The sequence below is a fragment of the Pseudomonas sp. 3MA1 genome (genome assembly GCF_029237275.1).
Classification (GTDB): Bacteria; Pseudomonadota; Gammaproteobacteria; order Pseudomonadales; family Pseudomonadaceae; genus Aquipseudomonas; species Aquipseudomonas fluorescens_AP.
In genome coordinates, this window is record NZ_JAACFX010000012.1 from 119659 (window position 1) to 131019 (window position 11361).

Below are 11361 nucleotides of genomic sequence, written 5' to 3' on the forward strand. Positions count from 1 at the left end.
GGGTCAGATGCCTGTGTTGTCGGTTGATGGGCGGCATCCGTTGTTGCGGGCCAGTCGATCGATCGCTTGCACGCCGGCGCGCATCTTTTCCACGGCGCTGGCATTGGCCGAGTGGATGTGAATGCGCGGTGGACGAAAGCCATTCAGGGCCACGGCCTCTTCGATCCACAGGATCACGTCGTAACCGGTGCCGCGCTGGTCATCTCCGAGGTCGTGGTCGAGGCTGATCTCTTCGACGCCGCCGGCTTTGAGCAACGCGATGACTTCGTCCGGCCAGTAGGTGCGAATCCAGCCTTGCGGGGTCTGGCGTTCGTCGTCGAGGTAGATTTTCATGGGCTTGTTTACTCTTTCAGATGCAGATCAAGCATCCCACGGCATTGAATGCTTTGGGTGTGCCAAAGAAATGCAGTTCCTGTCCGTTCAGTCTTGCCAGCACGTCAAGTTTCCTTTCGTATCGCGTCGGTCAGCGCTGGGTCCTTGCAACCTGCGCCGCAGCGCTAGCAGGACCGCGTCAGCGTGGCAGAGTTGCCCGTCCAGAGGAATTGCACCGGCTGTTTCAGGCACCAACCTGATTGTGCTGGGCACGCCTTGGCCGCAGAGCTGCTGTTGAGCTAGCAGCAGGACTCGGCGGCTGCCTGCAAGCCAATGCTTGTTCTGCTCTGACAGCAGTGCAACGACCTGTGGATAGGTGCAGGCCAGTTTTTGCCGCAGGTTGCCCATCGCGGTTTTGTCGTGGCGATTGAATTCAGGAGTCAGCACATAAAAGTTGCCCATCGCAGCGTCCTGATCGTACTTGTCTTGCAGGTAGTCATCCACGCTGATGGCACTACCGATGGCGTCGACCACTCCAGTCTGGACGTTGACCAGATGGGCGTTTATGCCGATATAGCAACTCGACTCCACGCCGTGCTGCACATAATCCGCGCTGTTGCAGCGGATCACCCAGTAAGCCCTCAGGGGGCAGAGCTCGCAGGACTGAATGACAAAACGCTCAGGCTTTCCATCGTTGATAATGCCGTCATGCATGGCGAGCACCAGAGCACAGGCTTGTTGGGCTGAGAGCATCGGTGGGTGGTCTTTTACGGTGAGTGTCTGGATGAATTTTCGCCCAGTTGTATAACCCGATATTGAGTAATAAGCCATTGCCGGGCTTAAGGTTGCACAGTTTTTCCAGCAGTGGATTAGTCCACCGCAGTTGTGTAAAAACGCTCCACTATTCAACCCGGCACCCGCTGCCAACTCAGGTGGAACCCAATGCGGCCCAACGCCGAACTCCGATTGTTTGCACTGCCGGCATGCGCCGGTCTGGTCTATGCCGTGATCAAGGGGCTGATCAAGGGCTGGAATGGCACGCAGCTGTTTTCCGGGTTTCTGTTTGGCAGCGTGATTGCCATGGTCCTGGGCATTCCCCTGTTGCTGTGGATCGACCGGCGCTGCCCGCAGGCCAGGACGCGCTATCTGTGGCTCGGCTTGATCTTGAGCCTGGTCGCGACCTTGTTGGTGCGGGCGTCATGGATGCAGTTGTTGCTACTGCCGCTGGCCGGCGGATTGGCCCTGGGTGGCCTGTACAGCCTGGTGATCCGTGGTATCGACAAGCTGCCGGTGCCGCTTGATGGACGAGTTCGGCAGGGTTGGGGGCGGATCCTGGCGGTGCCTCTGTCGGGTGCATTGACCCTGGGCAGCATCGCTACGGCGCTCTATCCCAAGGGCGTGGAAAGCCTGCCGATGTTTTTCTTCGGCGGGTTGATCGGCGCGTGGCTGAGCGTACTGGTGTGTTGGCCGATGCTGTGGCTGGTGGAGCGGGTACTGGTCACTCCTTGGCGCTACGTGATTGGTGGCGGCCTCAGTGGTCTGGTGGTCTGGCTGCTGTCCGGGGCACAGGGGTTGATGGTCAATCCTCAGGGCTGGTCCGCGGGGCTGGGCTTCTGGGTGCCGCTGCTGACCTATGGTTTCTTTCCGTTCCTGCTGATCGGGCTGTTGAGCGGGATGCTGATGACGGCCTGCAACCGGATGCTCCAGCGCGAGAAGGCGGGCCCCAACTGAATTCGATAAGCCTGCCGCCGTCCAGACACAGCAATGCGGCAAATTTAAGGACGTCGCGGCACTCTTGCGCTGTAGAGCAAGTGATTGTTCGTCCGGCGGCCAAGACCTTCAGGAAAAAATAGGTGGCGTTTTGAAATTCCCTCCCATCCTCCATGTCGACTTCGAAGATGAGGCGCTCTGCCTGAGCTGGGCCGACGGCCTGGTCCTGCGCCAACCCTTGAGTCGTCACAGCCGGCTGCAAAGCGCCACGCCCGAGCAGCGTGCGGAGTTTCAGATCCACCCGCATGGGATCTCGGTGTCCTGGCCGCACCTGGGAGACGCGGATGTCAGCATCGACGCCTTCGACTGGATCTGGGAGCACCTGTGCCGGGAATCCATGGGGCGGCTGCAGGCTCTGGAGTGGCAACTGGAGCAATTGCCAGAGGACGATCAGTTGATCGTGGCGCTGTGGCGCCTGGAAGCGGACGGTTACAACGGAGGTTTCCTGCAGTTCTTCTGCAACTGGGGCGAGCGCAGTTACGAGCTGGCGCTCAAGGCGCTGGTTGCCATTGGCGCGCGTAGCACCCACGCCGTGGTCAGCCGCCAGCGGGAGCTGATCGGGCCTCTTGAAGATCACCCGCAACTGCAGCGGCTGTGGGACATTCCCGAGCTGCTGAGTGACGAGCAATACGAGCTGATCGGTGGCGAACTGGACGAGCAATTGTGGTCGGCGATGGAGGAGGTGCCGACGCTGGCGGTCAAGTATTTCTACGCTGGCTGACGCTCCTTGCGCCATGCTCTAATGCCGCGCTTTGCCCCCCTTTGAAAGGACTTCATCCCTTGGCTGAGCCCCGTATCCGCGCCCTGGCGCTGTGTGTCTTCCACCACCAGGGCAAGATCCTGGTCAATCAGTTCGTTGATGCCGACACGCAACAGACGCTGTTCCGGCCGATGGGCGGCGGGATCGATTTTGGTGAGCACAGCGCCCAGGCCATTGTTCGCGAAGTGCAGGAGGAACTGGGGCAGTCGATCAACAGCCTGCGGCTGATCGGCACTCTGGAAAGCCTGTTTGTGTACGACGGCAAACCCGGCCATGAAATCGTCCAGGTGTACGACGCCCGCTTCGAGGATGCGACGCTCTACCAGCGCGCTCAACTCGACGCCCAGGAAAGCGACGGCGCGCCCTTTGTGGCCCGCTGGCAGGGCAGCGCCAGTTTCACTGAGCACACGCCGCTGGTGCCCCAGGGATTGGGTGAGCTGTTGAAGAACGCCGGCTTGCTGGACTGACCCAGGTCCGGTCGCGATTGGCCGCCGATGCCGGCCGCGGCCTTGATTCAGGAAACACTCCGCAACGCATCCGGCGCCAGATCGGCCGCGGCCTATGTCATTCGGCTGATGTGCGCCTGTACCCGCTTCTCGATACTCGAGCCTCCCTGGCACAGCCCGCCGTGATCACGGCTGGCGGGTTGGCCGTTGTTCGAGTAGTGGAGTGATGCATGCGTAAATTGACCCTTCTGAGTACCAGCCTGCTGTTGTCTACCCTGGCGGTTTCCACGGCCCAGGCCTTCGAGGCCGGCGACATTATTGTCCGCGCCGGCGCGGTGACGGTGGACCCGCGCGAGAGCAGCTCCAGCGTCAAGGTCGATCGTGGCGCCCTGGCCGGCACCAGCCTGGGGGGCAAGGCCAGCCTGGGCAGCGATACCCAATTGGGCCTGAACTTCGCCTATATGCTGACCAACCATCTGGCGGTGGAACTGTTGGCGGCGACCCCCTTTGAACACAACGTGAGCCTCAGCGGCACCGCCGGCGGCATTGCCGATGGCAAGCTCGGTTCCCTCAAGCACCTGCCACCGACCCTGAGCCTGCTGTACTACCCGATGCACAGCAAATCGGCGTTCCAGCCCTATGTGGGGGCGGGGCTCAACTACACCTGGATCTACGATGAAAAGGTCGGCAGCCGGGCTTCCGCCGCAGGCTTCGACAACTTCCGCGCCGGCAACTCCTGGGGCTGGGCGGCACAAGTGGGCATGGACTACATGCTCACCGACCGGCTGATGCTCAACGCGCAGATGCGCTACATCGACATCAATACCGATGCCTATGTGAACAACACCCAGCTTGGGGTTCGCTCCAAGGTCAATGTGGATGTCGACCCGTTGGTGTACATGGTGGGCTTGGGCTACAAGTTCTAGGGGCTGAGCCGGGGCGCTGCGCCGAGGTCCAGCGCCCCTTGCCCGGTCAGCATTTTTCAAGGGAATGTTTGAGTGGCGCCATGGTCGACTCGATATGGCCCGCTCATGACCCGTCGGTTATCGCCTACGTGCCCATGCGCCGGCCTCGGTGCGCGGCCCTGTCGCTCAATGGCTCAGGGCTGGCGCTGACACAGGGTCCATGGCTTGTAGGAAGAGTCGATCATGCACTTCATCGCAAGGCTTAGCTGCTACGGTTTGATGCTCTATATCGCCCAGCTTCTGGCCGCCGAGCCGCAACCGGCGGTCCAGGAAGTGGCCAAGGACAAGGCCCAGGTCCTGGAGCAGAAGGTTGCGGACAAACAGAGCCCCAAGGCCGAGCCCCAGGCGGCCCCCATCACCAGCACGGAAGTCCAGGCCGTGGATCCCGCCGGGCAGGCACCGGTGGACGATGCCATCACCTGTCTGTCGCGGACCCTGTATTGGGAAGCCAAAGGGGGTGAGTCTGCCGATATGGAAGCGGTGGCCGATGTGGTCCTGAACCGTCTGGGTCATGAAGGTTTTCCGTCTACCGTGTGCGAAGTGGTCAAGCAGGGCTCGGAAAAAAGTCCGTGCCAGTTCTCCTGGTGGTGCGACGGTCGCCCGGATCAGGTGCAAGAGGAGGGGCGCTATAGCCTCGCCAAGGAGATTGCGCGCAAGGCGCTGAATCAGCAGCTCCAGGACCGCACCGGCGGCGCCCTGTACTTTCACGACCGCAGCGTTTCACCGCAGTGGGCCAAGAGCTATATCAAGACCCGCGAAATCGGCAATTTCCTGTTCTACAAACCCAAGGATCTGGCGGCGCGCTAGCGGCGGGTCGAGCAGTCAGGGGACTTGCGGGTATTGATCGCAGATCTGGTGCCAGGTGGCCTTCATGGCCACGCAATGGTGCTTCTGCTTCGGGGCCGTGAATGGCGTATCCAGGGTGGCGATGGCGATTGAAATCCACTGCGTGTATTCGCCTCCCGTCTCTTGCCAGAACAGCGATGAGCCACAGCCGCCGCAGAACTGGCGCAGCACGCCGGGGGAGGACTCATAGCCCTTGAGGGCTGCGCCGTCGTCGCTGACGTGCAGATTCGCGCGCGGGGTGCTGGCGTAGGAGGCAAAGGCCGCGCCATGGCCTTTCTGGCACTTGCGGCAGTGGCAGTGGGTGACGGCTTTCAGCGCGCCGGACACTTGATAAGTCACCGCGCCGCACAGGCAACTGCCTTGATGGATTTGCATGCTGAGGGATTCCGAGGTTTCAGGGCCATCAGCGCTAAAACCGCTCCAGTTGGGGGTTCAGAGTGGATGGGGACAATCAGATCGAGGCCAGGAGGATGTACAAATGCGCGCTGATGCTCAAGTGGGCAGTGCCGGCTTCCGAGGAATTTCTTGTCGCATCATTGAGTGACGTTAAGCTGTGGCGGGTGGCGGGCAACTTCTGAGGCCAGAGGTTCGTCGCCTGTCTATTGCGCAACATGTCGAGGGAAGAATCATGCTGCAGGCACTGGAAAACAAGGTTCCGCCCCCGCTGGTGGCGCTGGTGTTCGGCGGGTTGATGGGCGGTGCATCGCTGGGGCTGCCGGGGCTTGACCTGGCATGGGGTACACGCCTGCTGTTGGCGCTGCCGCTGATCGGGGCTGGGCTGCTGTTCGTGCTGGCAGGCGGAATCTCGTTCCGGCGTGCCCGGACCACGGTCAACCCCTTGAAGCCCGAAGCGGCTTCGGCGTTGGTGACGTCGGGCATCTACCGCCACACCCGCAACCCGATGTATGTCGGCTTTGCCCTGTGGTTGCTGGCCTGGGGGCTGTACCTGGCCTCGCCCCTGGTGCTGCTGGGCGTCCTGGGGTTTGTCCTGTACATGAACCGCTTGCAGATCGCTCCCGAAGAACGGGCGCTCGGGCGGTTGTTTGGTGCGGATTTTGCGGCGTATCTACAGCGCGTGCGGCGCTGGCTCTAGGTCGCACGCCTCTGTGCCCGCGGCAGAGGCGTGAGGCTTGTCTCAAGCCGCCACTTGCGCCTGAATCTGCAACTGGCCGTCCACTTCGCGGGTCAGGCCGCTGGCGACGAACAGCGGCACCAGCCGCTTGTGCAGTTCGGGCTCGACGAAGTCCTTGACCGTCGCCAGGTCCAGCGCGCCGCTTGCTGGCAGTTCGGCCTTGGTGAAGGACAACCAGGCCTTTTTCAGGGCCAGCAGCACGTCGCTGCCGGCAGTGGTGGCGAAGCGGCGGTTGGCGACCTTGCCGGCAAAGTTGAAGCTGTGCGGGTGCTCGTAGCCGGTTTCGTCACCCTGGCTGGCGACGCAACGACCGCAGGAGCAAGGGCCGTCGGCGAAGGCCGCGCGCAGGTAGCTGTTGAAATCGACGATGGGCTTGAGGGCCAGGCGCTTGTCGACTTCGAACAGGTCCCCGGTCATTTTTGCTTCACTGCTCAAGGGCATTTTCCTCAGTGTCTGGCGGTGTGTTTTTCAAGGGCCGCACCATACCAGCCGGATCGGTCCAGGGGTACTGTTCTGGCGTTGTCCGCGGCTTGAGAGAGGGGGAACATCTGCTAGGATCCATCGGCTTTTATGGCGGGGCGACGGGCAACAACCGGCCCCTGTGTCTTGATCTCATCGAGGAACACCCATGTCGATCCACGCAATCACCGTTTCCTGTTTCGCCCAGATGCTGCGCGCCCTGGAGGGCTTTCTCGCCAAGGGCGAAGAGCAGGCCCGGGAGCGGGGGTTCGAACCCCAGGTGCTGTTGCAATCGCGGCTGGCACCGGACATGTATGACCTGGCGGCCCAGGTGCGTTTTGCCTGCACCCAGGCCCGCGAAGCGGTCCAGCGCCTGAGCGGGCAGCCGCTGACTGCGTTGCAGGCGCCGGCCAGCATGGCCGAGGCCAGGGCACTGATCGACGACACCCTGGCGTTCCTGGCGGCGGCGGACCGCGAGCTGATCGACAACAGCGGCCAGCGAACCATCGCCATCGAGCTGCACAACGGTATTGCCTTCGACATGACCGGCGCAGAATTCGCGCGCAACTGGGCGACGCCGCAGTTCTATTTCCATCTGGTCACGGCCTACAACATTCTGCGGCATAACGGTGTGCCGCTGGGCAAGGCCGATTATGCCCAGCACATGCTGGCCTACTTGCGTCAGCCCCAGGCCTGAAGGCCTGGCGCTATCGGCCGGCCGCTACAGCGCCGGGCGTGGCAACCGCAGCCATTCCTGTACCGCCGGCCGTTGCCATTGGCGCCGGGCATAGTCCACCAGGCGCGCCGGCATCGGGTCGCCGTTGAGGATCAGTCGGTTGAGCATCAGCGCCAGGTCGACATCGGCAATCGACCACTGGCCGAACAGGCAGTCGCGGCCCTCCGCCAACAGCGCTTGCGCGGCCTCGATCAGCTTGCTCGCCGCCGCTTCGGCCTGGGGCGACAGCGGCTCGCCCTTGCAGCCATAGAACACCACCAGGGTCGAGCGCTCCTGGCGGATCGGCAACAAGTCGCTGCGCAGCCAGGCCTGGACCTGGCGGGCCTTGGCTCGCTGTTGCAGGTCTTGGGGATAGACCGCAGGTTCGGGGAACAGCTCCTCCAGGTATTCAGTGATGGCCGAGGATTCGGACAGGGCAAAGCCTTCATGCACCAGGGTCGGCACCCGCTGCGTCAGCGACAGTCGGGCGTAGTCCGCTGCGCGGTTCTGGGCCGTCTCCAGGTCGATCGGCAGCAATTCGAAGTCGATGCCCTTTTCCCGCAGCACCACGAACACGGACAGGGCATAGGGGCTGGTGAACTGGGCATCGACGTACAGGCGCGGGCGGGAAGCGGTCACGGCGGTATCTCCATAGGGGGAGCCGCCACGCTAAGAGATCCTGTCCGATAAATACAATGCGCGATTTTTATCCCGGCATTCCTCTTGGGAATACTGGCGAGCAGCCGGCGCAGCGGGTGTCATGCTGCGCTGTATCGGCCTCGGACAACTGAGCCGCCATTGGGGGGATCGCCTGGGTGGCCAGTATCGGCAGGCATTTTGCCTTGATTGGTCAGGCAGAATACTGGCCCCGGACAGTCTGAAATGTCGCCAAAATCGCTTTATTTTCAGGTGGTTAGGTGACCGAAAATGCGCCATGTGTTGATTACCCTGACGTCCTTTGCCCTGCTGGGCGGGGCTTGCGCGGCCCAGGCCCGGGAGCTGGCGGCCAATGACCGTTATGTCTGCAGTTGGGGCGCAGGCACCGCTGCTCGGGCCCAGGAGCTGAAATTGTCCGGGGTGTCGCTGTACGCGGCGCGGCAGAAGATCCAGACCTACAAGTTCAGCAAGGGCTGGATGCGCATGATGGCCCTGGGGATCACCGAACAGACCTACGACAGTGCGTCGCGGATCAGGCCCGAGGCTCTGCGCAAAAGCTTTTACGACGACTGTGTGCGCTACAAGCTGGCCCGGCGCTAGCACCACGCAGGCGCTCAGGGTTGGGCGAGCGAGGCTGGGCCGATCTTTCTGATCCGTATTTTTCTTGCGTATCTGCGTCTGTTATCAGAACAGCCGAGGTTTGAAAATGGCGCGCCCGTCCGGCCTTCCGGCTGGAAACCGGGCCCGCTGCACCGCATACCTACTGTTCAGGAGGCCTGATGACTAAGATGGCGTTTTTCTTGTTTGGATTTTTAGCCTTGACCATCGCGATCGGTGCGCTTGCCACTATCTCTCCGACCTAGACCCCCAAGCCGTTTGCAGCACCCGCGCCAGGTAAGGCGCAAGCAGTGGCAGGCCTCTTGAGCCTGCCACTGTCGTTTCTGTCACTGGGCCCAGCGCTTGGCCCCGGCCACGCAGAGGATCACCGCCAGAGTGACCCCGAGCATGCCCAGGCTGACCTGTTCGTGCAGCAGGCCGGCGGCCAGGGCCAGGCCGAAAAACGGCTGCAGCAACTGCAATTGGCCAACCGCGGCGATGCCGCCTTGAGCCAGGCCGCGGTACCAGAAGACAAACCCGATCAGCATGCTGAACAGCGAGACGTAGCCCAGGCTGAACCAGGCCGGCGGGCTGATGCCGCTGAAGTGGGGCGGGGCGCTGAACAGGGTCAGTGCGGCCATGATCGGCAACGACAGCACCAGGGCCCAGCAGATCACCTGCCAGCCGCCCAGGGTCCGCGACAGCTTGGCGCCTTCGGCATAACCCAGGCCGCAGACCAGCACCGCCAGGAGCATCAGCGCATCACCCCGCGGCGAGGCCGTCAGGCCCTGGGACAGGGCATAGCCCACCACCAGCAGGCTGCCCAGCAGCGAGAACAGCCAGAACACCAGGCGCGGTCGCTCGCCGCCACGCAACACGCCAAACACCGCCGTGGCCAGAGGCAGCAGGCCGAGAAACACGATGGAGTGGGCCGAGGTCACGTATTGCAGGGCCAGGGCGGTCAGCAATGGAAAGCCCAGGACCACCCCCAGGGCGACGATGCCCAGGGGCAGCAACTGCGCGGGGCTCGGGCGCCTTTCCTTGAACAGCAGCAGGAGGCACAGGGCCAGAAGCCCGGCGAGGCTGGCCCGGACCACGGTGAGGAACAACGGTTCGAACTCCAGCACCGCGACCCGGGTGGCCGGCAGCGAGCCGCTGAAGATCAGCACGCCGATAAAGCCGTTGAGCCAGCCGCTGGTGGAGCGGGCCTGGGCGGGTGATTGCAGGTTCGATGTTTGTGCCATTGGGGGAGTGCTCAAGAGGTGGGAGGCCGCCGCGGCGGAGCTTGTGTCGAAGGCATCCTAGGATTGAAAATCAGCACAATCAAAAAATTGTCATGGATACAACGCCCTATGGCCCGTGCTCGCTACAAGCAACTGGTGGACGCCTTTGCCGCCGATATCCGCGCCGGAGTGCTGGCCCCCGGCACTCGCCTGCCGACCCACCGCCAACTGGCGGCGCAGGAGGGGCTGGCGCTGGTCACCGCGTCCCGGGTGTATGCCGAGCTGGAAGCCATGGGCCTGGTCAGCGGCGAAGCCGGACGTGGCACCTATGTTCGGGAAACCGCCCTGCCTCCGGGGCAGGGGGTGGATCAGCCGGCCACTACGGCGGGCACCCTGGACCTGAATTTCAACTACCCGGCGCTGCCCGGGCAGGCCGAGCTGTTGCGCAGTGCCTTGCGCCAACTGGCCTTGGCCGGCGATCTGGAGGCCTTGCTGCGCTACCAGCCTCACGCCGGGCGCGCCCATGAACGGGCGACGCTGGCCCGTTACCTCGCCGGCTGCGGGCTGACGGTGGATGGCGAGCAGGTGCTGATGGTCAGCGGCGCCCAGCATGGCCTGGCGACCACGGTGATGGCCCTGCTCAAGCCCGGCGATGTGGTGGCGGTGGATGCCTTGACCTACCCCGGCTTCAAGCTGGTGGCCGAGGCCCACGGGCTGGAGTTGGTGGCCATTGCCCTGAGCGAGCAAGGTCCGGACCTCGACGCTCTCGAGGCGCTGTGCCGAAGGCGACGGGTGCGGGCGGTGTACGCCATGCCGACCCTGCACAACCCCATGGGCTGGGTGCTGGACCTGGCCTGGCGCCAGCGGCTGGTGGCGATTGCCCGGGCCCGCGAGTTGCTGATCATCGAAGACGCCGCCTACGCCTTCCTGGCGCCCAACCCGCCGCCGCCCCTGGCCGCCCTGGCGCCGGATCTTACGGTGTACGTCTCGGGGTTTTCAAAGAACGTGGCCACCGGCCTGCGGGTCGGTTACGTGGTGGCGCCGTTGAAGTGGGTGGCGCCGATCGAGCGCGCGATCCGTGCCAGCACCTGGAACACTCCGGGGGTGATGACCGCCCTGGCGTGCGCCTGGATCGAGGATGGCAGCGTGGCGCGGCTGGAGCAGGCAAAACGCGAGGATGCCAGGGCCCGTCAGGCCCTGGCTCGGGAGGTCATGGCCGGGCTGGCCTATGTCAGCCATCCGAACGCCTACTTCCTCTGGCTGCCGTTGCCCGAGGAAGTCCGGGCCGATCAGGTGGTCATGGCACTGCTGCGCGAGAACGTCTCGGTGTCCACCGCCGAGCCCTTTGTCGGCGCCGGGCCGGTGCCCCACGCCATTCGCCTGGCGCTGGGCTCGGTGGACATGGCCGATCTGGGCCTGGCCCTGGCCAAGGTCCGACAAGTGATTGAGCGTTACGCGTTCTGAAGCGGCAAGCTTTGA

15 protein-coding genes are annotated in these 11361 nt (G+C 63.5%); 9 read left to right on the forward strand and 6 right to left on the reverse strand.

What is annotated here, in order from left to right; genetic code table 11:
* Positions 1-3: 3 nt before the first annotated feature.
* Positions 4-333: a cyclic-phosphate processing receiver domain-containing protein gene (locus tag GWQ44_RS26170; protein ID WP_016968433.1), complete on the reverse strand. Its 330-nt coding sequence runs from the start codon at positions 331-333 to the stop codon at positions 4-6.
* Positions 334-420: 87 nt separating this feature from the next.
* Positions 421-1026 (reverse strand): hypothetical protein, encoded by a 606-nt coding sequence (locus GWQ44_RS26175; protein WP_275928603.1) that lies wholly within the window; start codon positions 1024-1026, stop codon positions 421-423.
* A gap of 228 nt (positions 1027-1254) precedes the next feature.
* On the opposite strand from GWQ44_RS26175, the gene GWQ44_RS26180 reads away from it, so the two are divergent.
* From GWQ44_RS26180 to GWQ44_RS26200, 5 genes are all read left to right on the forward strand, one after another.
* Positions 1255-2043, forward strand: coding sequence for a hypothetical protein (locus GWQ44_RS26180; protein ID WP_047303623.1), 789 nt, complete (start codon positions 1255-1257; stop codon positions 2041-2043).
* A 130-nt stretch (positions 2044-2173) separates the two neighbouring features.
* Complete coding sequence (locus GWQ44_RS26185; protein WP_179596866.1) at positions 2174-2803, forward strand: DUF4375 domain-containing protein; 630 nt, start codon at positions 2174-2176, stop codon at positions 2801-2803.
* Between the two features lie 59 nt (positions 2804-2862).
* On the forward strand, positions 2863-3309 hold the full coding sequence (locus tag GWQ44_RS26190; RefSeq protein ID WP_275928604.1) for an NUDIX hydrolase: 447 nt from the start codon (positions 2863-2865) through the stop codon (positions 3307-3309).
* Positions 3310-3518: 209 nt separating this feature from the next.
* The gene (locus GWQ44_RS26195; protein ID WP_016966342.1) at positions 3519-4214 is read left to right on the forward strand and encodes an OmpW family outer membrane protein; all 696 of its coding nucleotides are present in this window, start codon (positions 3519-3521) and stop codon (positions 4212-4214) included.
* Positions 4215-4436: 222 nt separating this feature from the next.
* Positions 4437-5060, forward strand: a complete 624-nt coding sequence (locus GWQ44_RS26200) for a cell wall hydrolase (protein ID WP_275928605.1) — start codon at positions 4437-4439, stop codon at positions 5058-5060.
* Between the two features lie 15 nt (positions 5061-5075).
* Here the strand turns inward: GWQ44_RS26200 and GWQ44_RS26205 are convergent, their stop codons facing one another.
* A complete protein-coding gene (locus GWQ44_RS26205) occupies positions 5076-5474 on the reverse strand; it encodes a GFA family protein (protein WP_275928606.1) in 399 nt (132 codons plus the stop codon).
* 256 nt (positions 5475-5730) lie between these two features.
* Here GWQ44_RS26205 and GWQ44_RS26210 point away from each other — a divergent pair, with 256 nt between their 5' ends.
* Entirely contained in the window at positions 5731-6192 is a 462-nt protein-coding gene (locus GWQ44_RS26210; RefSeq protein ID WP_275928623.1) for an isoprenylcysteine carboxylmethyltransferase family protein, read from the forward strand.
* Between the two features lie 42 nt (positions 6193-6234).
* Here GWQ44_RS26210 and GWQ44_RS26215 read toward each other — a convergent pair whose 3' ends face one another.
* Entirely contained in the window at positions 6235-6672 is a 438-nt protein-coding gene (locus GWQ44_RS26215; protein ID WP_042941717.1) for a hypothetical protein, read from the reverse strand.
* A 187-nt stretch (positions 6673-6859) separates the two neighbouring features.
* Here GWQ44_RS26215 and GWQ44_RS26220 point away from each other — a divergent pair, with 187 nt between their 5' ends.
* On the forward strand, positions 6860-7387 hold the full coding sequence (locus GWQ44_RS26220) for a DUF1993 domain-containing protein (RefSeq protein WP_016966348.1): 528 nt from the start codon (positions 6860-6862) through the stop codon (positions 7385-7387).
* A gap of 24 nt (positions 7388-7411) precedes the next feature.
* Here the strand turns inward: GWQ44_RS26220 and yfcF are convergent, their stop codons facing one another.
* Positions 7412-8044, reverse strand: coding sequence for a glutathione transferase (yfcF, locus tag GWQ44_RS26225; RefSeq protein WP_253165875.1), 633 nt, complete (start codon positions 8042-8044; stop codon positions 7412-7414).
* Between the two features lie 288 nt (positions 8045-8332).
* Here yfcF and GWQ44_RS26230 point away from each other — a divergent pair, with 288 nt between their 5' ends.
* Positions 8333-8662 carry a hypothetical protein gene (locus tag GWQ44_RS26230; protein WP_016966349.1) on the forward strand — a complete coding sequence of 110 codons (330 nt, stop codon included), beginning with the start codon at positions 8333-8335 and terminating at the stop codon, positions 8660-8662.
* A 344-nt stretch (positions 8663-9006) separates the two neighbouring features.
* Here GWQ44_RS26230 and GWQ44_RS26235 read toward each other — a convergent pair whose 3' ends face one another.
* A complete protein-coding gene (locus GWQ44_RS26235; protein WP_275928607.1) occupies positions 9007-9903 on the reverse strand; it encodes a DMT family transporter in 897 nt (298 codons plus the stop codon).
* Positions 9904-10011: 108 nt separating this feature from the next.
* Here GWQ44_RS26235 and GWQ44_RS26240 point away from each other — a divergent pair, with 108 nt between their 5' ends.
* Positions 10012-11346: a PLP-dependent aminotransferase family protein gene (locus GWQ44_RS26240; protein ID WP_047303640.1), complete on the forward strand. Its 1335-nt coding sequence runs from the start codon at positions 10012-10014 to the stop codon at positions 11344-11346.
* The last annotated feature ends 15 nt before the right edge of the window (positions 11347-11361 follow it).